The organism is Ramlibacter sp. WS9, assembly GCF_003797765.1.
Lineage (GTDB): Bacteria > Pseudomonadota > Gammaproteobacteria > Burkholderiales > Burkholderiaceae_C > Ramlibacter.
Window position 1 is genome coordinate 81595 of record NZ_RKMB01000010.1, and the last position, 23189, is coordinate 104783.

Here is a 23189-nt window from a genome sequence, read left to right on the forward strand (position 1 = left end):
AGGAAGGGCTTTGCGTTGCCGGGCCACCCATAGCCGACTGACTATGTCTACGGGCACTATTTTGAATTGGACCGTCACCGGCACGCAACTTACGATTCGCGTCGATTCAATGAGCAGCAACATGAGACACCCCAGTTCAACCAGCTTGGCGCTGGTTATCGCCCGTACGTGCGCTACGTTGGAGATGCCACGCGAATGAATGCCCCACCGCCCGAGGTCGTCGATCAACTGGTTCATGCCAACCGGATACTCTATGACCAGGGCGTCGTCGATGGCTTGGGTCATGTCAGCGTCCGTGATCCGCGAAAGGCCGATGCGTTTTTGCTGTCGTGCAATCGTGCCCCCGGGCTGGTGCGGCGGCAGGACATCGTGAGCTACGACTTCGAAGGCAACGCGGTTTCCGAAACGAGCGAAAGGCCCTACCTCGAGCGCTTCATCCACGCCGAGATCTATCGCGCCCGGCCGGACGTTCTTGCCGTGGTGCACAGCCACTCGCCAAGTGTCATTCCCTTCGCGTCGACGAAGCAGCCTTTGCGCCCCGTGTTTCACATGTCCGGTTTTCTCGGCGGCGGTTCGGCACATTTCGAGATCCGCGAGAGCGGTGGCGACACCGACATGTTGATCAGCAGCTCCTACCTCGGCCAGGCGCTCGCGAAGTCCCTGGGTGCCCACACCTGCGTCTTGATGCGAGGGCACGGTTCCACGGTGGTGGGCGCGTCCTTGCAGCAGGCCGTGTACCGGGCGGTCTATGCGGAGGTCAACGCCAAGCTGCAGATGGCGGCGATGGGCATCGGAGCCGTCACGTTCCTCAGCGAGGAAGAGGCTCGCTTGTCATCAAGCACGAATGACGGGCAGATCGAGCGTTCGTGGGATTTGTGGATCAAGCGCCTCGCGCCGCTCGACCTGGGCGGTTGAGCATGGGGACCGCATGACGAATGAGCTTGGGCGCCTTGAGGATCTGCCCGCCGACTATGTCGCCGACCTGCGCGCACTGAACCTTGTTCCGCTGTGGCCCAGCCTGCGCGGCGTGCTGCCGCCCGACAAGCCGCGGCCCCGGACGCAGCCGGCGTTCTGGTCCTACCAGGCACTGAAGCCTCGGCTTCTATGCACTGATGTTGCGCCCGGCGCAGTCGCTGATGCTGCCCGCGCGTTCGCCTGCCTCGGTCTTCCACCTGATCGAAGGCGGCGTCGACATCACCGTCGAGGGTCGGACGTTCGAGCTGGCCGAGGCCGATACCTGCTGCGCGCCGGGGTACGCACCGATTGCGCTGCGCAACCGCTCGGCGAACTCGCCTTCCTTCGTCTTCATCGCCGACGAGACGCCCCTGCACCGCAAGCTGGGCGTCTACGAAGTGCGCCCCTGATCTCCTCACCGAAAGTCATCCGCGTCATGAACAGTCCCGCTTATCTCTGGGCCCCGCCACCCGTTTACTCCCTGCCGGTGCGCGGCGAAACCGCCCGGATGCCAATCAATCGCCTGTTCTTTGTGGGCCGCAACTATCACGCGCACGCTGTCGAGATGGGCAGGCCGGTGGACAAGGCGATCGAGCGCCCGTTCTACTTCACCAAGGCCCCGTCCACGCTCGTGGAAAGCGGGTCGCAAGTCGCCTATCCGCCGGAAACCTCTGACTACCACTATGAGATGGAACTGGTGCTTGCGATCGGCGCCTCGGGCTTTCGCGTCGACCCGCCCGACGCCCATCGATTGGTCTACGGCTACGCGTGTGGTCTGGACATGACTCGGCGCGACCTGCAACTGGTGGCCCGCGACAAAGGCCGGCCCTGGGACTTGGGCAAGGATTTCGAGCAATCGTCGGTAGTGTCCGAGATCGTTCCCATGCCGGAGACGGTTCTGGAGCGAGGCGCGCTGGCGTTGACCGTCAATGGGCAACCGCGGCAGAAATCCGATCTGCAAAAGCTGATCTGGAACGTCCGCGAGATCATCTGCGACCTGTCGCTCTTCTATCACTTGCAGCCTGGCGACCTGATCTTCACCGGCACGCCGGAAGGCGTGGGCCCGGTCGTGGCGGGCGACCGCATCGCAGGTCATGTCGAGGGGGTTGGTGAGATCGCATTGACCATCGGGTCCATGACGTTCTAGCCTGCTCATTCATTGCAATGGCGGACGAATGCAATCCAGCTTCGATGCCTAGTCTTAGCACCTATCGGCACTTATCGTCTCGCCATCGTCAATCTTGTCAGTTCGCATCCTATGAAGCCAAAGCTCCACACACTTATCTGCAGTACTCGCCCCGGCCGGGTCGGGCCCGCCGTCGCCCGATGGGCGCATGAGACGGCGACTGCCCACGGCAAATTCGACACCCGCCTGGTGGATCTCGCGAGCTTCAATCTGCCAGTATTCGACGAGCCTGCCCACCCCAGGCTGAAAACCTACAGCCATTCCCACACACGGGAATGGAGTGCGTCGGTCAGCGAAGCCGATGCGTTCCTCTTCGTCATGCCGGAGTACAACTTCGGCCCGCCGCCTGCCTTGCTCAACGCCATGACCTACCTGGTACATGAGTGGCATTACAAGCCGATGGCGTTCGTCAGCTACGGCGGATTGTGGGGCGGCGTGCGCGCGGTACAGGTGGCCAAGCAAGTTCTGACGACTTTCAAGATGGTGCCTCTGCTGGAGGCCGTGACCATTCCCAACGTCACGCAGCACCTGAGCGCCGACCGATTCACGCCCAACGACATCATGTCCCAATCGGCAACCGGCATGCTCGACGAGCTGCACAAATGGACCAACGCTCTTCTGGCCTTGAGCCGCCCCGCTTCCCAAGAGACCACCCAATGAGATACACCATCAGGAGACTGAAAATGACCACAGCCATCAGGACTCGGGTTTGTGAGATGGCCGTGACCGCGCTTCTTGCCATGCTCGGCTTCTCCGGGCCCGCTGTTGCGCAGAGCTATCCCGACAAGCCCGTCAAGCTTGTTGTTTCCCTGGCTCCCGGAGGGGGCGTGGACTTCTTCGCGCGAACGATTGCTCCGAAGCTCTCGGAAATTCTGGGGCAACCCGTCGTCGTGGAGAACAAGGCAGGAGGCGCAACGAACATCGCTGCAGATGCCGTGGCCCATGCCGCGCCCGATGGCTACACGCTCTTGCTGTCGAGCGTGACCACATTTGCGATAAACCCCTCCCTGTTCAAGAACTTGACCTATGACCCCGTGAAGGACTTCGCGCCTGTGAGCCTGAGCGGCACCTTCCAGTTTCTTCTTGTTAGCAATTCGGCATTTCGTCCGGAGTCGGCCGCCGCTTTCATCAGCTATGCAAAGGCAAATCCGAAAAGTGTGAGCTATGCGTCGGCCGGTGCCGGAAGCCCGCATCAATTGGCAATGGAGCTGCTTGCGCGGCGGGCCGGGATCGAGGTAACCCACGTGCCGTACAAGGGCGCCGGGCCTGCGGTGCAGGATCTGATTGCCGGCCACATTCCAGTCATGTTCCTTGACGTCGCAACGGCATTGCCCCACATCAAGTCGGGCCGAATCCGCGCCCTTGCCGCAGCGAGCCCTCAGCGGCTTCAGGTGCTCCCCAATGTGCCGACACTCAGCGAATCGGGCGTTCCTGGATTTGAAGCCGCTTCCTGGTTGGGGATCGTCGCACCTGCAAGAACCCCGGCCCCCATTGTCGCCAAGCTGAACACCGCGATCAATCAGGTGCTGACTGACCCCGACGTACGGTCGCGCATTGCCGCGGCAGGGGCAGACACCACACCAGGAACGCCGCAGGCCTTCCGCACCTATCAAGCCTCGGAAATCAAGAAATGGGGCGAAATCATCAAGCGTTCCAAGATCACACCCGATTGAATACTGAGCGGACTGGCATGATGAAGATAGACATACACGCCCACATCGTCGACAGGTCCTACATTGCGCGGCTGGAGCTCCATGGTTCCATGACACGGATCGCCGAAGACGGAAAAACATTTCTCAAGCGTGATGGCGACACCTCCGTATGGTGGCGCGAAGACATGTTCGACGTCGATGCGCGCCTGTCCGAGATGGACCGTCTCGGCATCGACATCAGGATCCTCTCGCTGAGTACTCCCAATGTCTACGAATGGACCGGCGCAGAGCAGGTTCACGTTGCCAGGGACATGAACGACCGCCTTGCGGACATGTGTGCCGCGCACCCGGATCGCTTCCTTGGTCTGGCCAGCCTGCCACTCGACGACGTCGACGCCGCGCTCGAGGAGTTGGACCGGGCGATCGGCAAGCTCAATCTGAAGGGCGTCGCGCTCGGGTCCAATATTGCCGGTGAACATCTGGACGCAGACCGGTTTGAGCCGTTCTGGGAACGGCTCAACGCATTGAAAGTGCCAGTCTTCATGCACCCAATGTTCCCGCCGCCCTCGAAGGCCATGAGTGGCTTCGAGCTGCCTCTTCGGCTCGGCCTGCCGTTTGACACAACCCTGGCCGCAACCCGGCTCATCTACTCGGGCGTGCTCGAGCGCTATCCGGACGTGGTGCTCATCCTGGCCCACACAGGCGGCACGCTGATTCCGCTGCTCAAGCGCCTGGACAACGGCTTTCGAATCTTTCCCGAATGCCGCAAATACATCACCCAGTTGCCGAGCGTTATCGCGAAGCAGCTGTACTACGACACCGCGTCGTTTTCGCCTGAGTTGCTCGCGATGGCGATCAATTCGGTGGGCGTCTCACAAATCCTTTTCGCAACCGACGACCCCTATATCGGCGCGAACACGGAGCACGTCGAAGCACTGGATATATCCGATGCCGACAAAGCGGCCATCTTTGGCGGAAACGCCAAGAGACTCTTGCGTCTAGACGCCTAAAACCTGGAGACAAAGCGAATGCCGATCCGAAAGACAATCTTGAGCGCCTGTCTGCTCACTTTGTGCGCGAGCACATTTGCACAGACCCCGCCGGCGCCACCCGCCGCGCCACCGTTCGGAACACCCATTACCTACGCGCAGGCGAAGCTTGCGGCAGAGGCGGCAATGGCAAAAGCGGCGCAGATCAAAGTGCCCAATGCCGTCGCGGTGGTGGAGCCCAGCGGCGATCTGGTGTACTTCATCCGAATGGACGGTGCCCCTTATTCCGCAATTCAGCTGTCACAGCAAAAGGCATGGACAGCTGCCCGCTACCGCCGTCCCACAAAAGCCTTCTTCGACGGTGTCGAAGGAGGCCACCCCTTCTTCCTGACATTCCCCGGCATATCTGCGACACCGGGAGGGGTTCCCATCATTGTCGACGGCAAGTTGATCGGGGCCATCGGGGTGAGCGGCGGCAACGGCGATCAGGACATGCAAGTCGTGCTCTCGGGGACCGAAGCGCTCAAGTAGCTTCCCAAATGCACAAGGCCGCCACTGGCGGCCTTGTGCTTTTCCTTGGGGGCTTTTCAGAACGTTTGCCTGAACCCCAGATCGAGGCCGGTGGAGCTTCCGTTGGGCCCGCCGGCCACTGCGGCATTGAGTGTCTGCGCGGAGCCGCCATGGTTCTTCAGACGTGCGACGGTTGTGTAAACGGCCGTTCGCTTCGAGAGGTGGTGAACGTAGCCCAGCGCAAGCTTGTCGGCGCGCGGTGAACCGGCGGCATCTGTACCGTACCGGGAATACGCGGCGCGGATATCGCCGGACCCCACGTTATACAGTCCACCGAGAATGAAGCCGTGTCCGCGAACCGCCCCGTTGCGGTCACGACTGACTTCGGCGAGAAGGCGGGCGCTGCCCAATTGCCACTTGGCCGCGATATTGTTCTGATGCACGTCGCCCGCGGCAAGCCTGGTCCTACTCGCCGCGACAGCCACGTCGAAGGGCCCATTCGCATAGCCGAGCCGGACACCGGCGCCATTGCCGTCATCCTCCGTGGCCGCCCCGTTTCGAACGTTCTCGCCGAGGTAGTACTGCGCCTGGCCATAGAAGCCGCCGAGATTCGCTGGCAAGAAATAGCCAAACGAGTTGGACGCCCGGGCAAACGTCGGACCCAGCGTCGCGGCCCCTGCGCTGAAGGGCTGCGCCATGCCAACGCCCAGAGCGCCCAACGGATCGAAGATCAGCAGATTCCAGATTTGGGGTGAGTAGTCGCGGCCGACGCGAAGCTCTCCCCAGCTGCCGGCAAGGCTCACGGTGGAACGGCGGCCGAAGGTCAACCCCTGCGTGCCGGCCGGGGCAACGGAGCCACCAGAAGCCTGGTTGTTCACGTTCGTGCCGATTCCTGTGCCGTCATCATTGTTCAACCCCATCTCGAGCCAGAACGAGGCGCTCATGCCGCCTCCCAAGTCCTCGACTCCTCGAAAGCCAAGACGTGTCTGGTGGTAGCCGGAATTGGCGAGGCGCAAGCGGCTTGCGCTGCCTGGCCCGTCTGCCGTGCCATAGGCAAGCGTCGCATCGACGACACCGAACATGGTGACACTCGATTGAGCCGTGGCTGCCGTGGCGGCACAAAGTGCCGCAAGGCACAAGACAGTTTTCTTCACGATTTATCTCCTGGTTGTTAGCAGCCGAGGTATTGCGTCGAAACGCAAGGCTTGCTGTTTGTTGACGGCCTGCTGAGCCGAGTGAATCGTAGGGGCCGCGTTGTTGGCGGTCTAATTCAAAATCGTGGCTGCAGACATAGTCGGGCGACTATGTTTTTGTGCGGTAGCGGCCGCACGTGTACGCAGGCGACCCGCGTCGCTGTTGCGACGCAAGTGCTGCTGTCGCGTCAGGGCCGAACGGCGATTACTGCGCGTCCGGTGCGCCGCCCGGCCAGCACGTCCTGCATCACCTGGGGCAGCGACTCGAACGGTTCAACTCGCGCGATGCGGGCCAGGTGTCGCGGACGCAGGTCCGTGTCCAGGCGGCGCCAGATTCGCTCGCGCAAACCGTGGTCGTTGTCCGAGTTGACGCCGATCAGCCGCAGGCCGCGCAGGATGAAAGGCATGACGCTGGTGTTCAGTTCCATGCCTGCGGCATTGCCGATGCTGGCGATCACGCCGTCCTTGTGCATCGTGCGCGTGAGGGCTGCCAGCGGTTCGCCTCCGAGCGAATCGATGGCAAAGGCCCACTGTGACTTTTCCAACGGCCGTGTCGCCGGCGGCAACTCGCGCGCCGAGATGACTTCGGCGGCGCCGAGCTCTTTCAGATAGCTGGACTGGTCGGCCTTGCTGGTCACCGCTACGACGTCGTAGCCGCGCTGCGACAGGATGTCGATGGCGATGCTGGCGACGCCGCCCGTCGCACCATTCACCAGCACCTTGCCGCGTGCCGGTGAGGCCCCATTGAGCTCCAGCAGGTCGATCGCGAGCGCCGCTGTGTAGCCGGCGACGCCGATGGTGATGGTCTCCAGTTCGCTCAGGCCGGGCGGGATGGCGTTGACCCAGTCGGCGGGCACTCGCGCATACCCGGCGTAGCCGCCATGGTGCGAAACGCCGAAGCCGTGGCTGTGCACAATGACTCGGTCTCCCGGCCGGAATCGCGGGCTGCCGGAGGTCTCCACGACGCCGACGGCGTCGATACCGCCGACGCAAGGAAACCGGCGGATGATCGGCCCCTGGCCGGTTGCCGCCAACGCATCCTTGTAGTTGACGCTGGCGTAGCGGACGCTCACCAGTACCTCGCCGGCATCCAGCTGTTGGACATTCAGGCGCGTGAATCGGGACTGCACTGCGCCAGGATTTCCTTCGATGAGGTAGGCGTCAAAACTGCCGTTGGACTGTTTCATATGCATTCCTTCATCGAACGATTCAGAAGATTTCATCAGGGTACTCGAGTGCGGCAGCTGCGCCATGAAGCACGGCTTGTGCGAGCCCCGGCGCCTGGCTGAGCACGTGTTCCGCGTAGAACTTGACGCTCAGCTGCTTGGCGCGCAGGAACGCGACGTCGGCGCCTTCTTCCTGCATGCGCTGCTGGGCGATCAAACCGGCGCGGGCCATTTGCCAACCTCCGGCGACGATCCCGAATAACTCGAGGAAGGGGGCGGCACCCACCGCCGGCACTCGGGCATCCACCGGCGAGCTGGCCAGAATGAACGCCACACATGCACGCAGTGCGGCAATACCCTCGGCCAACCGCACTGCTACCGATGACAGCAACTCGTCGTCGCTCCGCGCCAACTGCGCCTGGGTCTGGCTCATCTGGCTGAACACACTCCCTGCGGCGACGCCGCCGTCGCGCAAGATCTTTCGGCCGATGAGGTCGGCTGCCTGAATGCCGGTCGTGCCTTCGTAGATCGGCGTGATCCGCGCGTCGCGGAAGTGTTGGGCGGCACCGGTTTCTTCGACATAGCCCATGCCGCCATGGACCTGGATGCCCAGCGACGTGACCAGCACGGAGGTCTCCGTGCTCCATCCTTTGAGGACGGGGATCATCAAGTCGACGAACGACTGATGCCGCTTGCGATCGTGCGCATCGGCGCTGGATCGCGCCGCATCCGTGGCGGCCGCAATCACGCATGCGAGCGCACGCAGCGCCTCGGTGCGCGACTTCATCTGCAGCAGCATGCGCCGTACGTCAGGATGGCGCACGATGGCAACCTTCGCCCGGCTTGCAACGCCGAGCTCGGAGCCTTGCGTGCGGTCGCGCGCGTAGTCGCGTGCCCGCTGGTAGGCGCGCTCGCAAAGGCCGACCCCTTCGAGGCCCACGGAGTAGCGGGCCGCGTTCATCATCACGAACATGTACTCGAGGCCGCGGTTCTCTTCGCCCACCAGCCAGCCTATGGCGCCTTCGCCGTCCCCGAACGCCAGCATGGCGGTAGGACTGCCGTGGATGCCCAGTTTGTGCTCGATGGAGACGCAGCGAACGTCGTTGCGCGCGCCCGCTGTACCGTCCGCGTTGACCAGGAACTTCGGAACCACAAACAGGGAGATGCCTTTGACCCCCTCCGGCGCATCCGGCGTGCGCGCAAGCACCAGGTGGACGATGTTGGCCGTGAGATCGTGCTCTCCGTAGGTGATGAAGATCTTCTGCCCGTGCAGCCGGTAGCTGCCATCCGGCTGTGGCACAGCCCGGGTGCGAACGGCCGACAGGTCCGAGCCCGCCTGGGGTTCAGTCAGATTCATGGTGCCGGTCCATTCGCCGCTGATCAATCGCGGAAGGTACACCGCCTTCTGTTCGGCGGTCCCGCACAGTTCGATCGCTTCGATGGCGCCGCGCGTGAGCATGGGGCAAAGCGCGAACGCGACGTTTGCACCGTTCCACATCTCCTCGACCAGGGCGGAGACGAGACGAGGGAGCGCCTGTCCGCCGAATTCAGACGGACAGGACATGGCGTTCCATCCCGCCGCGGTGAACTGACCATAGGCGTTCCTCCAGCCGGTGGCGGTGTGGACGGCGCCGTCCTGCCATCGCGCACCCTCCCTGTCTCCCACCCCATTCAAGGGGGAGAGGACGCCGGCCGCGAACTTCCCGGCCTCTTCGAGGATGCTGGTGACGAGTTCCTCCGTCAGGTCCTCGCTTCCTGCCGGCGGCGCCAGATCAGAAAAACCGCATAGCTCGCGCAGTACGAACTGCATGTCTTTCAGGGGCGCTGCATACTCACTCATCTCGTTTGCTCCGTTGTATTCGTTGCGGCCGGCAAGCGCATGGCGAGAATCGCCCGGGAAACGACGTCCGGGCGCCGATTCGCAACCGCCTCGCAATAGCGCCAGACGTCGGCTCTTATGTTCGCGCCCATGCGAATCGCATCGCCCAGCCGCAGGAGGGCCAGCCGTTCATGCTCCTTCCTGACGCTGTGCTCCAGCAGCGCCACTGCGGATTCCCTCGCGGAGGCGAGCCCGGCGCTTCCTCCGGCAGAGAGCCCAAGGCGAATCGTGCGCTTCAGATCGCGCACGGCCGCCCGCGACGTTCCGTCACTCACATGTTCCGGCGGTACTGCCCGCCGACCTCGAAGAACGCACCGGTGATCTGCCCCAACGAGCAGACGCGAACCGCGTCCATCAGCACTTCGAACACGTTGCCGTTGGCAATGACCACCTGCTTCAGCTGCTCGAGCATGGCTGGCGCGGCAGCTGCGTTGCGGGCCTGGAAGTCGTGCAGGCGCTTGAGCTGGTTCTGCTTTTCCTCGTCGGTGGAGCGGGCCAGCTCCAGTTTCTCCAGCACGGTATCGCCATGCGGATTGCGGAAGGTGTTCACCCCGACGATCGGCAGTTCACCGGTGTGCTTCTGCATCTCGTAGTGCATGCTCTCGTCCTGGATCCGGCCGCGCTGGTAGCCGGTCTCCATCGCGCCCAGCACGCCGCCGCGCTCGGCGATGCGTTCGAACTCGGACAAGACAGCCTCTTCCACCAACTCGGTCAACTCGTCGATGATGAAGGCGCCCTGGTTCGGGTTTTCGTTCTTCGCCAAGCCCCATTCGCGGTTGATGATGAGCTGGATCGCCATGGCTCGCCGCACCGACTCCTCGGTCGGCGTGGTGATGGCCTCGTCGAAGGCATTGGTGTGCAGCGAGTTGCAGTTGTCGTAGATCGCGATCAGCGCCTGCAACGTGGTGCGGATGTCGTTGAACTGGATCTCTTGCGCGTGCAGGCTGCGGCCCGATGTCTGGATGTGGTACTTCAACTTCTGGCTGCGTTCGTTCGCGCCGTACTTCTCCTTCATGGCCACGGCCCAGATGCGCCTGGCCACGCGGCCCATCACCGTGTATTCCGGGTCCATGCCGTTAGAGAAGAAGAAACTCAGATTGGGCGCGAAGTCATCGATGTGCATCCCCCGCGCGAGATAGGCCTCGACGAAGGTCAAGCCGTTGGACAGGGTGAACGCCAGCTGCGAGATCGGGTTGGCTCCGGCTTCGGCGATGTGGTAGCCCGAGATCGACACCGAATAGAAGTTCCGCACGTCGTGGTGCACGAAGTATTCGGCGATGTCGCCCATCACCTTGAGGCTGAACTCGGTGGAGAAGATGCAGGTGTTCTGGCCCTGGTCTTCCTTGAGGATGTCGGCCTGCACCGTGCCGCGCACATTCGCCAGTACCCACTCCCGGATCTTGGCGACTTCCGTGTCGGTAGGTTCACGTTCGTTGTCGGCCTTGAACTTTTCCAGATTCTGGTCGATGGCTGTGTTCATGAACATGGCCAGGATCGTGGGCGCCGGACCGTTGATGGTCATCGAGACGGATGTGGCCGGGTCGCAAAGGTCGAACCCCGAATACAGCACCTTCATGTCCTCGAGCGTCGCGATAGACACGCCCGAGTTGCCGACCTTGCCGTAGATGTCGGGGCGCAGGTCCGGGTCGTTGCCGTACAGTGTGACGGAGTCGAAGGCGGTCGACAGCCGCTTGGCCGGCATGTTGGACGAGAGCAGCTTGAAGCGCCTGTTGGTGCGAAAGGCGTCGCCCTCGCCGGCGAACATGCGGGTCGGGTCTTCACCTTCGCGCTTGAAGGCGAAGGTCCCCGCGGTGTAGGGGAAGCTGCCAGGCACGTTTTCCAGCATCAGCCATTTGAGGATCTCGCCGTGGTCTTCGTATTGCGGCAGGCTGACCTTGCGGATGGTTGTGCCGGACAGTGACTTGGACGTCAGCTTTGTGCGGATTTCCTTGTCGCGGATTTTCACCACGTACTCGTCGCCCGCGTAGGCCTTTTGCAGATCGGGCCATTGGGCCACCAGCTTGCGCGCTGCAGAATCGAGTTGCTGTTCGCGCAGCGTGGCCAGGCTCTCCAGCCGCTCGCCGACGGGCTCGGGCTCGGTCTGTGCAAAGCTGCCTTCGTACATGATCCGGACGTCGCGCAGCTGCTGCACTTCGCGCGCCAGCTTTGCCTGTTGCCGTGCCTTGCGCTTGTAGCCACGCACGCTGTCGGAAACCTCCGCCAGGTATCGGGCGCGGCCGCTCGGGACGATGGGGGTTTGATTGGTGCTGTGGCGAACGCTCAAGGCCGGCAGCCGCCCGTCTTGCAGGGAGAGACCCAGCTCGGCGAGCCGCGGCTTCAACGCGTGATACAGCGCGGTGACGCCGTCGTCGTTGAAGCGCGCCGCCATGGTCCCGAAAACCGGCATCACCTCGAGCGGCTGGCCCCAGGCTTCCTTGTTGCGCTGAACCTGCTTGGCAACGTCGCGCAACGCATCCAGAGAGCCCTTCCGGTCGAATTTATTGATCGCCACGAACTCGGCGAAGTCCAGCATGTCGATCTTCTCCAGCTGGCTGGCGGCGCCGAATTCCGGGGTCATCACGTACATGGGAACGTCCACGTGCGGCACGATCGCCGCGTCACCCTGGCCGATGCCCGACGTCTCCACGATCACCAGATCGAACCCAGCGACTTTGCAGGCTGCGATCACATCCGGCAGTGCGGCGGAGATTTCACTGCCGAAGTCGCGCGTGGCCAGCGATCGCATGAACACGCGCGGCCCTTGCTGCCAGGGGCCAATGGCGTTCATGCGGATGCGGTCGCCAAGCAGTGCGCCCCCGCTTTTGCGCCGTGACGGATCGATCGAGATCACCGCCACCCGCAGGCTGTCGTCCTGGTCCAGGCGCAGCCGCCGCACCAGCTCGTCTGTCAGCGACGACTTGCCGGCACCGCCTGTCCCCGTGATGCCGAGCACTGGCGTGTGGCATGTGCCTGCCTCCGAGCGGATGGCCTGCAGGATCTCGGCTTCCACGTCCCCGTTCTCCATGGCCGTGATCAGTTGCGCGAGGGCCCGCCAGTTCTGCTCGCCGTTGCCCTGGATCTGCTGCATTTCCCGCGGCGCATGAGGCGTCAGATCGCGGTCGCAGCGCACGACCATCTCGCCGATCATCCCCGCCAGGCCCATGCGCTGCCCGTCTTCGGGACTGTAGATGCGGCAGACACCGTAGTCGTGCAGCTCTTGTATCTCCGCGGGCACGATGACGCCGCCGCCACCGCCAAACACCTGGATATGGCCGCCGCCACGTTCCCTCAGCAAGTCCACCATGTACTTGAAGTACTCGACATGTCCGCCCTGGTAGGAGCTGACCGCGATGCCCTGCACATCCTCCTGCAAGGCGGCCGTGACGACATCATCGACGCTGCGGTTGTGGCCCAGATGGATGACTTCAGCACCCATCCCCTGAAGGATGCGGCGCATGATGTTGATCGCGGCGTCATGTCCGTCGAAGAGGCTCGCCGCAGTGACGAAGCGCACCTTGTGCGCGGGGCGGTAGTTGGCAAGGGCTTGGTAGTCGGCGGCTAGGTTGGTCATGGTGTGTCTCCAATTCGCACTCTATGCACTGGGGGCGCCCAGCGCCATGGCCTTCACGCCCAGATGAATGGCGGTTTTTGCCACTTCCAGCGGGATAATCGCGGCATGGTCCGCAGCAACTGACGTCATGAGCGAAGCCGGCGAGAAGCACACCGTGTCGATGTACTTCGTCAAGGCGGCCGTCGCCAGCCTCAGCCCGGCGGCCGCGGAGCGGGCCTTGGGACTGGCCTGCATTCCGGCGCAACTGCTGGCGGCACCCAATGCCAGGGTGCCGGCGTCGGCCTATTCAGCGCTCTGGTTGGCCGTGGCGCGAGAGCTGGACGACGAGTTCTTCGGGCTGGATCGCCGCGCGATGAAGGTCGGCAGCTTTTCACTGCTGTGCCAGGCGGCGATCTCCTGCGGAACCCTCGAGCGTGCTTTGAAACGGGCCCTGCGCGGCTTCGGACTCTTTCTGGACGACGTCGCCGGCGAGCTGCGTGTCGAAGGGTCCGCAGCCGTGGTCCGGATTTCCAATCGCATCGATGACCCCGTCAAGCGGCGCTTCGCCGACGAGACCCTCATGATTCTCTTGCACGGACTGATGTGCTGGCTGGTCGGGCGGCGTGTCGCGCTGGATCACGTCTCGTTCGCGCACCCACGCCCGTCGTATGCGCGGGAGTACACCTTGATGTACTCCCACAACCTCAGTTTCGACGCGCTGGCAACCTGCTTCAGTTTCGACCGCGGGGTCCTGGGCGCACCGGTGGTGCAGACGGCGGCGACCCTGCAGCACTTCTTGCGGAACGCGCCTCAGTCCGTGTTCCTGAAGTACCGCAATGAGGACAGCTGGAGCGCGCGGATTCGGCGGCGGTTGCGCAGCGGGCTGTCCGACCCGGCAGCCTGGCCAGTCTTCGACGATCTGGCGCGCGAACTCGGCACGACGGCGACCACGCTGCGCCGCCGGCTGGAAGCCGAAGGCGCAAGCTACCAGGCGATCAAGGACCGGTTGCGCAGCGACACGGCCATCGACGCGTTGTGCAGCAGCGCCCTGAGCGTGGACGAGATCGGATTCCAGCTGGGTTTCCAGGATGCCAGTGCATTTCACCGGGCGTTCAAGCGCTGGAACGGATTGCAGCCAGGGGAGTATCGCCGCCGCCAAGTCGGGTTGAACGGCTCACGCCCCTGACCGCGGCTGTCGCTGCACCTAGCCCAGCCGGCCTTCGCGCCGCAACTGATCGCCGATGCGCTGAATCTCGGCTTCGCCCTGGACAAGGGCCGCCTTGCTCGTGTGAACCGAGTAGTAACCCATGACCAGGTCATGCGGGTGTTTCACCGCCGAACCCAGCACGAAGGATGTGGAGCCGTGCGCAACGAAGTCGATGGCCTGGCCCGATTCTTCGAACACGGCCAGTTCGCCTGCGACCACAGGGCCGTCCACCTCGAGCCGCCCCGCATTGACTGCCAGCCACGCCACGTCGTGGCCGGCGGGCGGCGTGTAGCGCCAGCGCTCCCCGTCGTTCAGACGCACGGCGAGGTAGTTCATGTTCGAGGGTGCCGGAATGGGGCTCTTCGCCTCTCCGTAGCGTCCGAGCAATACGCGCGCGGGGCCTTCCTGGGGAACCTCTGACGGGGCCAGGTAAAGGCTTTCCGCGGGTGCGTTCTCTTGCGACGCCGGCAATGCAACCCAGAGTTGAAACCCCTGCATCGGCAATTGGCCTACGGGTCTGCCGGTGTGCCACACGCCGTTGCCGGCGCGCATCCACTCAACGCCGCGCGCGGGCAGCACGCCCTTCTTGCCGGTCGTGTCTTCATAGATCACGTCGCCATCGATCAGGAATGTGACCGTCGCAATGCCCGAGTGCGGGTGCATGCTGAAGCCGCCGGCGTCGCCCGTGCCGTTGGAGCTGAAGAGGTCGAGAAAGACGAACGGCTTCAGGAACTCGCCCAGGTCGCTCGGACTCACAAGCCGCGTGATCGGTCCATGAGTGCTGCCCCGCGTGCGGTGAACGATGGCCCGCGCTGTGGTGGCGGTGGCGACGGCGGAGGTCATGCGGCCGCTCTTGCCGTTGTCAGTGCTTTGGCCCACCAGGCGATGTCGTCGAGCATTGCGGTCGCGGACTGCCCCAGGTGTGGATAGTCGTCGAAGCTCTTGCCTTGCTGCAAGAGGCCAATGAACTCGACCATGCCGACGTGAACCGCATTGCGCACCGGCGCCATCTGCAGTTCGACGGCCACCAGCCGCAGCTGCTCGATGGCGCGTGCCGCACCGACGCCGCCATAACCCACGAAGCCGATCGGCTTGCGGTGAAATTCCTTGAAGGCATAGTCGAACGCGTTCTTCAGGACGGCGCTCGGGCCATGGTTGTACTCGGGCGTGACCACGATGAGGCCATCGAGCGTGGCGATCTTGTCGGCCCAGCGTCGTGCGGCTTCGTTCTTGGCCGGCGCATAGGCCAGTGGCAGCGCCTCGTTGAAGAAGGGCAGGGGGTGATCGCGCAGATCGATCAATTCGAAGCTGAGGTCGGTGCGCTTGTTGGCAATGTCGCGAATCCAGTGCGCGGGCTTTTCGCCGAAGCGGCCTTCGCGGGTCGAACCGATGACGATGCCGATGCGGGGTTGTGCTGAGGTCATGAGGTGCTCCTGAATAGAGTAAGGGTGGGGAAGTGACTGGTGGGCAAAGAGAGGGGGCGCAGGCAACGCCTGGGTCAGCGCGCTGCCGCCATCAGAGAGACGGGGCGCAATCGCCAGGCCACGAAGGCGGCCAGAGCACCCAGTACCAGGGCCGGCAAGGGATTGCCGCCGATCAGAAAGAGATGCGTTGCCACTCCCCCGACCATGGTTGCGAACAGCAAGGCGCCCCCGAAGAAGCCCGTCGCGGGTACGAGGATGAGGACAGCGCCCACGATTTCGACGAAACCGGTGACCAGGCGAAACCACTGGCCGACGCCGATGGCTTCGAACACCTGGACCATCTGTGGCGCGCCGGTCAGCTTGGCGAATCCGGCTGCGCCGAAAGCCAGCGCGAGAAGAATGCGGATGCCCCAGACAACGCGGCGTTGTGTTTTAGAGAGCGGCGATGAGGTGATCATTTTCGATGTCCTGTTGTTGGTTGTTTGGATTGATCGGTGTCTGAAACCGATGAACGAAGGATAGGATCGACGCCACTCACCGACTAGACGGTGCAATCGGATTTCACCCGTCCATTTTTCCTGGCAATCCGCACCAACCGCATGCCGGACTCAGAGGAACATGCCGCCCGAGGCCTCGATTCGCTGCGCATTGACCCACCGGTGGGTATCGGATAGCAGCGCGGCGATCATCGGGCCGATGTCATCGGGCACGCCTGCGCGGCCGAGCGCGGTCTGGCTGGCGATCATGTTGTTCAGATTCGCGTTGTCGCGCACCGCGCCGCCGCCGAAGTCCGTTTCGATGGCGCCCGGCGCGACGGTATTGACGGCGATGCCCCGTGGCCCCAGTTCCTTGGCCAGGTACCGCGTGAGGACCTCGATGCCGCCTTTCATCATCGCGTACGCGGCGTAACCCGGAAGCGAGAAGCGTGTCAGTCCACTCGAGAGATTCACGATACGGCCGCCGTCGGCAATGACGGGCAGCAACGACTGGGTGAGGAAGAAGACGCCCTTCAGGTGCACAGCCATCAGCTGGTCGAACATCTCTTCAGTGCTCTGGGAGAAGGGGGCCGCTAGCCCCACGCCGGCATTGTTGACGAGAAAGTCGATTTGTTCGCGGGACCAGCTCGCCATCAGGCTTTCGCGCAGGCGACCGACAAACGCCGGGAAGGAGGCAGTGTCGGAGGTATCCAGCTGGATCGCGGCCGCCTTCCTGCCGTGCCGCTCGACCTCGCGCACCACTTCGAGCGCCTTGGCCGCCTGTCCACGGTAGGTGATCACGACGTCGACGCCGGCCTGCGCGAGGGCCAAGGCGGTACTGCGGCCGAGCCCTCGGCTTGCGCCGGTCACCAGCGCAATCTTGCTTGTATTTGGGGTCACGTTGTGTCCTTGTTGTGCTCACCAGACGGCCATGCCGCCGTCGACCTTGATGTCGATACCGGTCACGAAAGAGCTCTCGTCCGATGCAAGAAAAACCGCCACGTTGGCGACTTCACCGGGCTTGCCGAGGCGCCCGAGCAAGGTTTTGCCCAGCATGTAGTCGGCCCATTCCTTGTCCTTCAACTGCTCGCGTGTCTGCGTCGTCTCAATGACGCCGGGCGAGATCGAATTGGCACGCATGCCATATTCGCGGCCCTCCATCGCCAACTGCTTGGTCATGCCGATGATCCCCATCTTGGCGGTGGCGTGGGCCAGGCCGCCCAGCGTGCGGAAGACGCGCCAACCGGTCAGCGAGGCCGTGTTGACAATCGTTCCACCGCTGCTTTTCAGATGCGGCCACGCAGCCTTCGTCATGAAGAAAACGATGTCGACCTCGTCGCGCGTGTTCCGGCGCCACTCTTCTTCGGTGATGTCTTCGATCCAGTTGAAGTGGGCCATCGCGGCGTTGTTGAACAGCACGTCGATGCGGCCATATTCGCCGACGGCGAAGTCCGCAAGCGCCTGGCAGCCGGCCATCGTCGTGAGATCGGCGGGCGCCAGCGAGACCATCCGTCCCCCGGCCGCCGCGACGAGCTCGACTGTCTCCTCGGCCGCGGCTGCGTTGGTATCGCACCCGACGACCCACGCTCCTTCTTCCGCGAAGCGCAGTGCCGCCGCACGCCCGATGCTGCCGCCGGTGCCTGTGATGACGCAGACCTTGTCTTGCAATCGCCCTTTCATGATGCGGCGGGATCCTTGCCGTCATGGAACTGCACACCGCTCATCGCGGCGGCGAACGCTAACGGGTTCCAGTACTCGCGGTAGTTGACGATGAGGCCGTTCCGGAAGGTGACGAAGGTGGCGTAGCTCATCTCGTAGGCATTTCCGTTGGCCAGGACGCGCCCGGAGGCGCTCCACTCCGCGATGGCCACATTGGGGTCGCTGGTCGAGTAGGTACGCAGGGCTGGGATGGTGCGCACATCGATGACCGAGGGATAGTTGCGCAGGTATTCGTAGAGTGCCGTGCGGCCTTCCAGCCTGGCAGGCGAGCCTTCGGGGGCAAACGGGAATTCGGCGACGACGTTCTCGTCGCACAGGTCGGTCCAGCCCTTCATGTCCTTGGCCAGAAACGTGTCCAGGCTGCGCCGCAACAGTTCGACGGCGGTGGGGGTGCTGCTCATCATTGGCTCCAACGTTGATTTTTGGGGTAGGGGCGGGTGCTAACCCACCCGGTATTGCCCGCCATCGACCACCAGCGCCTGGCCGGTCATGAAGGCGGCGTCGTCGGTCGTGAGGAACAGAACGGGCCCGACGATCTCTTCCGGCTCCGCGAATCGCTGAATGGCTTGCGCCTGCCATGTCGCACGGCGTTGTTCTTCACCCTGGGCCTCTGTAGCCACGGTGTGCGTCAGGCCAGGGAGCACCGCGTTGCAGGTGATGCCGTCATTCGCGACGTCATTGGCCAGGCCGCGCATGAAGCCGACGATGCCCATCTTCGAAGCGATGTAGTGGCTCATGCCCTTGACCGTCAAGCCGATCGAATTCGAAGAGATGCCGACGAAGCGCCCCCATTGGTTGCGGCGCATGCCAGGGACGAACTGTTTGGCGGAGAGGAATTGGGCGTCGAGATTGACCGACATGGTCTTGCGCCACGTTTCCAGGTCGAGGTCTTCGATCGAGTGGTTGGGGTAGTACGCGGCATTGTTGACGACGATGTCGACATTGCCGAAGGCTTGCTCCGCCGCTCGGGCAATGGCGGACCATCCATCCGGATCGGACACGTCGGCCGCGACACCTACAGCGGCCGGCCCGATGGCCGCGACCGTTGCCGTGGGCGGCTGTAGGTCGACGGCGACGACCTTCGCGCCGCGGCTTGCGAGCGCTATTGCAATGGCGGCCCCAATGCCGCGCCCGGAGCCCGTGACAACGGCCACACGGTTCTGGTGAGTCCCCGGATTGGCCATCATTGCCCCTGTTAGATCTTGATGAAATTAGTTGCAGACAGCGCGCCGAAAGGAAGTTGGGCCAATCGGCCGCCAACGTCGAGCGAGCCCAAGTCCACCGGGAAGTAGCCGATCGCCTCGAGGATCTTTCGCACTTCGGCCTTCGCCGCGGCGTCATCGCCGGAGTAGAACTGGACGCGCTGGCCACCTGACACTTCAGGCTGCGCCAGAACCTGAACATCGAGATGGTTGAGCGCTTTCACGACACGTGCGCCCGGCACGAATTCGCGGAAGACCTCAGTGGAGTGCCGCCCGCCCAGATCGATGGCCTTGATGCCGTAGGCAGCGAGCGGATTGGTCGGGTCCTTCGCGTCGGGCGAGTTGGGATCGAGGAACTCAACCGGATTGGTGCCGTCGATGACGATGCGCCCGTTCCAGGCCGGCAGGCTGCCCAGTGCCTTGGGGAGATCGATCCAGCGCACCGCGACCAGGACGATGTCCGCGCTTGCGGCTTCGGCGACGGTGCCCGCCTTGATGGTCGAGCCCAGTTCTGCAATGAGAGGGGCGAGCGACGCCGGCCCGCGGTTATTGGAAATCGTGGCGGAAAGGCCTTTTTTGGCGAGTGCCCGTGCCACGTTCGAGCCGAGGCCGCCAGAGCCGATGATGCCGATAGTCATGTGTTGATCCTCTTTGAAGTTGGTGTTCCGACATTGCGGTTGCGAGACAGAAGAATAGGGACGCAGCCCCGGGGTGACTAGACAGCCCGAGCGTATTGGACTCGTCCAGTTTTCGTGTGAATCGGTAGAAGAGCCGCGAACGAGGTGCTGATAGGATTCGCGCCATGCTCGATCTCAATGACATTGCAATGTTCGTGCAAGTGGTTCGCAGCGGCAGCTTTGCCGCGGCGGCGCGGCGTCTGGGTTTGCCATCCAACACGGTGAGCAGGCGCATCCAGGAGCTTGAGGAAACACTGGGAACCCGGCTGCTCCAACGCACCACCCGCAAGCTCACGCTCACCAGTGCCGGCGAAGCGTTTCACGCGCGGTGTGCGGATGCGGTGGACGGTCTCACCGATGCGGGACACGAACTGATGACGGGCAGCGACGAGCCCAATGGGCTGGTGCGCGTCGCGGCGGCTGCGGATTTTTTTGATGTCTTTCTGATGGAGTGGGTCGCGGATTTTCTGGCCGCCTTCCCGAGGATTCGCCTGGATTTCGTGCTCAGTGACGAAAGGGTCGACTTGATCGCCGAGCGGATCGATGTTGCCTTTCGCGGCGGGCCGATGCTCGACTCGGGTTTTGTGGGCCGTCAAGTCCTACCCAATCCAGGCGATGGCATGGTAGCCAGCCCCGCCTACATTGCAGCCCGTGGCGCACCCGCCGTGCTGCAAGATCTGGTGGCTCACGACTGCATCACCTTCAGCCATCCCGGCGGACGCATGACGTGGCGGCTGGCCGGGCCGGATGGTGTGCACAACGAGGTTCAAGTCACCTCGCGCTTCAGTGGCAATACGGCGCAGACGCTGCGCAAGGCTGCATTGGCCGGGCTGGGAATTGCCGTTCTTCCCAACGCCATCAGCCGGCTCGACCTTGAATCGGGACTCCTTCTGCCGGTGCTGCCGCAGTACAAATGCACCGGCCATGGCTTGAATGTTCTCTACCCAAGTCGACGGCATTTGCCTCTGGCCGTGTCGGCGTTCATCGAGCTTGCCATCGAGAAGCTGAGAGCGTGGGACGCGGCACATACCTCGCGGAGCACGTAGATCTTTTCGAAGCGCTGCGCCATTGAGGCGCGAGGTGGTGCTGCCTAGGCCCACGGAGTGCCAAAGCTCGAGGTGCGACTGCGGCTCAGGTCGAGGAGATGTCCGCGATCGATATCGGCCGGCGTGCTGACGCCGAGCATCGCGAGGTTCCTGTCGACTTCATCGCGCAACAATGCAATTGCGTGCGCGACTCCGGCATCGCGGGCGACGGCTGCGGCGAAGTTGAATGGACGGCCGACGAAAACAAGCCGCGCACCCAACGCGATGGCTTTGAGGACGTCGCTTCCGCGCCGCACACCGCCGTCTAGCATGACCGGCATCGGCCCAGCAGCGCGCACGATTTCGGGAAGCACGCGCAAGGCGCAGACGGCACCATCAAGTTGCCTTCCGCCATGGTTTGACGCGATGACCGCATCGGAGCCTGTGTCGCGCGCTATGGCGGCATCCTCGGGGCTCAGCACACCCTTGATGACAAGGTTGCCCCGCCATCGGCGGCGAATCCGGGCGATGTGCGTCCAGTCGAAGTGGTCTCGCTCCGAGAAATCGCGATCGACATTCCTCGCGATGATGGGGGCGCCACGCTCCGCGAATGAGTTCTCGAAGTGCGGCATCCCGTTGAGGAGTGTGCGGGCGAGCGTTCCGATCAGCCAGCGCGGCCGGGTGAGTCCGTCCCAGGCAAGCCTGAGGCTCGGCCGCAACGGGGTGGAAAAGCCTGCCCTGATGTTGTTCTCCCGGTTCCCGGCGACGGGAATGTCGACCGTGACGACGAGCGTGCCGACCCCGGCGCGCTCGATGCGGTCAAGCAAAGCGTCGATGCGCGCCGAGTCACCCGGCAAGTAGGCCTGGAACCAACTGTCGGGCGCCTCCCTCATGACCTTCTCGACCGGGGTGAGCGATGTTCCGCTCAGGATGAACGGGATGCCCGCGTGCGCGGCCGAGCGGGCGAGTACCAGGTCGCCTTCGTACGCCGACAAGGCAGCGATGCCCATCGGAGCGATGCCGAATGGCGTCGCGTACTCTTTGCCGAAGAGGGTGGTGCGCTGGCTGCGGCGCGCGACGTTGCGAAGCACGCGGGGAACAAAGCCCCACTCGGCGAACGCCTGCCTGTTGTCCCTGAAGCTGGTCCCCGTCTCCGCGGCGCCGGCGACATAGCCGAAGATCGCGCGGGGCAGCCTTGCCCTGGCAAGAGGCTCGAAGTCTTCCAGGGCCAGCACTCGGGCCAATGGTCCCGATGCGCGCGCACCGTTGAATGCCTTCCAGGCATTCGGGGCCTCGGGCTGGACCGGCGAATGTTCGGGCTGAGGCAACCCAAGTTGCGTGGTCATCGAGGTGCCCGTTCGAACCCGTACAGCTCGGACGGATTGTCGACAAGGATCGCGTGCTGCTGCGCGCGTGTCGGCGCCCACAGCGCCAACGTATCGAGCAGATCGTGGACGTGCATCATCGTCTTCCAGTTGGCGACGTGGGGCCAGTCCGATCCCCAGACGCATCTCGATGGCCCCGCGTCCAGCAGGCATTGCGCGTACGGCACCGTATCTTCGTACGGCGGCTCCAGGGCAGACTGGCGATATGCGCCTGACAGCTTGACCCACCCACCATCACGGACCAGACTTACCAGTGTTTGAAAGTTCGTGTCGTCAACGGTCATGCCGGCAAGTTCGAAGTGGCCCATGTGGTCGACAACGAAGGGAACCGGCAGCTTCGACATTTCCGGGGCCAGGCGTGGCAACTGCCTGCCATCGAGGAGGAACTGAAGATGCCACCCCATCTCCTTGGCCAGCGCCCCATATTCGCGCAACTGGCTAAAGTCGATTCCTCCGCCATAGAGGTCGTTGAGCCGAAGTCCGACCACGCCGGCCGCCTTCGCGTCCGCGTAGTCGCTTTCCGGCAGCCCCAATGGCATGACAGCGATGCCGCGCAAGCGGGTGCGATTGCTTCGCAGCGTCTGGAGCATCAGCCGGTTATCGATGCCATGGACGCTCACTTGCACCAACACGCCGTAGGCCATGCCCGCGGCGTCCAGCATGGAGAGGTACTGCTCGGCAGTTGCCGCCGGGGGCGTGTACGACCTGTCGTTCACGAACGGATATGCCGGAGGCAAACCAATCACATGGGCGTGCGTGTCGACTGCGCCGGGAGGCACCACAAGTCGCGATGAACGCCGCTGATCCTCCGGCGGGGCTGGACAAGGCGGTGCCACTGTGTGTTGCAAGGGAGTCTCCTAAGGGAAAACGAAGGGGTCGGCGTATTGACACCTCTTTGGGTTGTCCAATATTATTAATGAAATTATTGACAATCATATTGACCGATCTGGCTTGGTGTCAACATGAGCGCTAGTCCATAGCAACCGGGGCGCCGC

The 23189-nt window shown here is 63.4% G+C and carries 23 protein-coding genes and 1 pseudogene; 9 read left to right on the forward strand and 15 right to left on the reverse strand.

Annotated elements, in window-relative coordinates:
- Positions 1–195: 195 nt before the first annotated feature.
- The 7 genes and pseudogenes from EEB15_RS16445 (at position 196) to EEB15_RS16475 (ending at position 5312) form a co-directional block, all read left to right on the forward strand.
- Positions 196–915, forward strand: a complete 720-nt coding sequence (locus EEB15_RS16445) for a class II aldolase/adducin family protein (RefSeq protein ID WP_141510957.1) — start codon at positions 196–198, stop codon at positions 913–915.
- 179 nt (positions 916–1094) lie between these two features.
- A pseudogene (locus EEB15_RS34245) lies at positions 1095–1364 on the forward strand (cupin); the annotation flags it as partial.
- Between the two features lie 26 nt (positions 1365–1390).
- Positions 1391–2101 carry a fumarylacetoacetate hydrolase family protein gene (locus EEB15_RS16455; protein ID WP_141510958.1) on the forward strand — a complete coding sequence of 237 codons (711 nt, stop codon included), beginning with the start codon at positions 1391–1393 and terminating at the stop codon, positions 2099–2101.
- 111 nt (positions 2102–2212) lie between these two features.
- Positions 2213–2800, forward strand: coding sequence for an NADPH-dependent FMN reductase (locus EEB15_RS16460; protein WP_141510959.1), 588 nt, complete (start codon positions 2213–2215; stop codon positions 2798–2800).
- Between the two features lie 23 nt (positions 2801–2823).
- Positions 2824–3813 carry a tripartite tricarboxylate transporter substrate binding protein gene (locus tag EEB15_RS16465; RefSeq protein WP_158290137.1) on the forward strand — a complete coding sequence of 330 codons (990 nt, stop codon included), beginning with the start codon at positions 2824–2826 and terminating at the stop codon, positions 3811–3813.
- 17 nt (positions 3814–3830) lie between these two features.
- Positions 3831–4802, forward strand: a complete 972-nt coding sequence (locus EEB15_RS16470; RefSeq protein ID WP_158290138.1) for an amidohydrolase family protein — start codon at positions 3831–3833, stop codon at positions 4800–4802.
- An 18-nt stretch (positions 4803–4820) separates the two neighbouring features.
- On the forward strand, positions 4821–5312 hold the full coding sequence (locus EEB15_RS16475; RefSeq protein ID WP_141510962.1) for a heme-binding protein: 492 nt from the start codon (positions 4821–4823) through the stop codon (positions 5310–5312).
- Positions 5313–5368: 56 nt separating this feature from the next.
- Here the strand turns inward: EEB15_RS16475 and EEB15_RS16480 are convergent, their stop codons facing one another.
- From EEB15_RS16480 to icmF, 5 genes are all read right to left on the reverse strand, one after another.
- Positions 5369–6445 carry a porin gene (locus EEB15_RS16480; protein ID WP_141510963.1) on the reverse strand — a complete coding sequence of 359 codons (1077 nt, stop codon included), beginning with the start codon at positions 6443–6445 and terminating at the stop codon, positions 5369–5371.
- Positions 6446–6672: 227 nt separating this feature from the next.
- The gene (locus tag EEB15_RS16485; RefSeq protein ID WP_141510964.1) at positions 6673–7671 is read right to left on the reverse strand and encodes an acryloyl-CoA reductase; all 999 of its coding nucleotides are present in this window, start codon (positions 7669–7671) and stop codon (positions 6673–6675) included.
- Between the two features lie 22 nt (positions 7672–7693).
- Positions 7694–9490, reverse strand: a complete 1797-nt coding sequence (locus EEB15_RS16490; RefSeq protein WP_141510965.1) for an acyl-CoA dehydrogenase — start codon at positions 9488–9490, stop codon at positions 7694–7696.
- Entirely contained in the window at positions 9487–9777 is a 291-nt protein-coding gene (locus EEB15_RS16495; RefSeq protein ID WP_141510966.1) for a hypothetical protein, read from the reverse strand. The genes EEB15_RS16490 and EEB15_RS16495 overlap by 4 nt, the downstream gene beginning before the upstream one ends.
- A 23-nt stretch (positions 9778–9800) precedes the next feature.
- Positions 9801–13100 (reverse strand): fused isobutyryl-CoA mutase/GTPase IcmF, encoded by a 3300-nt coding sequence (gene icmF / locus EEB15_RS16500; RefSeq protein WP_141510967.1) that lies wholly within the window; start codon positions 13098–13100, stop codon positions 9801–9803.
- Positions 13101–13227: 127 nt separating this feature from the next.
- Here icmF and EEB15_RS16505 point away from each other — a divergent pair, with 127 nt between their 5' ends.
- Positions 13228–14265 carry an AraC family transcriptional regulator gene (locus EEB15_RS16505; protein WP_199236555.1) on the forward strand — a complete coding sequence of 346 codons (1038 nt, stop codon included), beginning with the start codon at positions 13228–13230 and terminating at the stop codon, positions 14263–14265.
- An 18-nt stretch (positions 14266–14283) separates the two neighbouring features.
- Here the strand turns inward: EEB15_RS16505 and EEB15_RS16510 are convergent, their stop codons facing one another.
- From EEB15_RS16510 to EEB15_RS16545, 8 genes are all read right to left on the reverse strand, one after another.
- Entirely contained in the window at positions 14284–15129 is an 846-nt protein-coding gene (locus tag EEB15_RS16510; protein ID WP_141510969.1) for a pirin family protein, read from the reverse strand.
- Positions 15126–15710 (reverse strand): NADPH-dependent FMN reductase, encoded by a 585-nt coding sequence (locus EEB15_RS16515; protein ID WP_141510970.1) that lies wholly within the window; start codon positions 15708–15710, stop codon positions 15126–15128. The genes EEB15_RS16510 and EEB15_RS16515 overlap by 4 nt, the downstream gene beginning before the upstream one ends.
- A 74-nt stretch (positions 15711–15784) precedes the next feature.
- Entirely contained in the window at positions 15785–16168 is a 384-nt protein-coding gene (locus EEB15_RS16520; RefSeq protein WP_141510971.1) for a DoxX family protein, read from the reverse strand.
- Between the two features lie 150 nt (positions 16169–16318).
- Complete coding sequence (locus EEB15_RS16525; RefSeq protein ID WP_141510972.1) at positions 16319–17086, reverse strand: SDR family NAD(P)-dependent oxidoreductase; 768 nt, start codon at positions 17084–17086, stop codon at positions 16319–16321.
- Positions 17087–17104: 18 nt separating this feature from the next.
- Positions 17105–17866, reverse strand: a complete 762-nt coding sequence (locus EEB15_RS16530) for an SDR family NAD(P)-dependent oxidoreductase (RefSeq protein ID WP_141510973.1) — start codon at positions 17864–17866, stop codon at positions 17105–17107.
- Positions 17863–18306, reverse strand: a complete 444-nt coding sequence (locus EEB15_RS16535; RefSeq protein ID WP_141510974.1) for a nuclear transport factor 2 family protein — start codon at positions 18304–18306, stop codon at positions 17863–17865. The genes EEB15_RS16530 and EEB15_RS16535 overlap by 4 nt, the downstream gene beginning before the upstream one ends.
- 39 nt (positions 18307–18345) lie before the next feature.
- Positions 18346–19092, reverse strand: coding sequence for an SDR family NAD(P)-dependent oxidoreductase (locus tag EEB15_RS16540; protein ID WP_233259514.1), 747 nt, complete (start codon positions 19090–19092; stop codon positions 18346–18348).
- 8 nt (positions 19093–19100) lie between these two features.
- Positions 19101–19745, reverse strand: coding sequence for an NADPH-dependent F420 reductase (locus EEB15_RS16545; protein WP_141510976.1), 645 nt, complete (start codon positions 19743–19745; stop codon positions 19101–19103).
- Positions 19746–19909: 164 nt separating this feature from the next.
- Here EEB15_RS16545 and EEB15_RS16550 point away from each other — a divergent pair, with 164 nt between their 5' ends.
- On the forward strand, positions 19910–20830 hold the full coding sequence (locus EEB15_RS16550) for a LysR family transcriptional regulator (protein ID WP_141510977.1): 921 nt from the start codon (positions 19910–19912) through the stop codon (positions 20828–20830).
- 44 nt (positions 20831–20874) lie between these two features.
- Here EEB15_RS16550 and EEB15_RS16555 read toward each other — a convergent pair whose 3' ends face one another.
- Together EEB15_RS16555 and EEB15_RS16560 are read right to left on the reverse strand one after the other, a co-directional pair.
- Complete coding sequence (locus EEB15_RS16555; RefSeq protein WP_141510978.1) at positions 20875–22155, reverse strand: alpha-hydroxy acid oxidase; 1281 nt, start codon at positions 22153–22155, stop codon at positions 20875–20877.
- The gene (locus EEB15_RS16560; RefSeq protein ID WP_233259515.1) at positions 22152–22910 is read right to left on the reverse strand and encodes an amidohydrolase family protein; all 759 of its coding nucleotides are present in this window, start codon (positions 22908–22910) and stop codon (positions 22152–22154) included. Before EEB15_RS16560 ends, EEB15_RS16555 begins: the two co-directional genes overlap by 4 nt.
- Between the last annotated feature and the right edge of the window lie 279 nt (positions 22911–23189).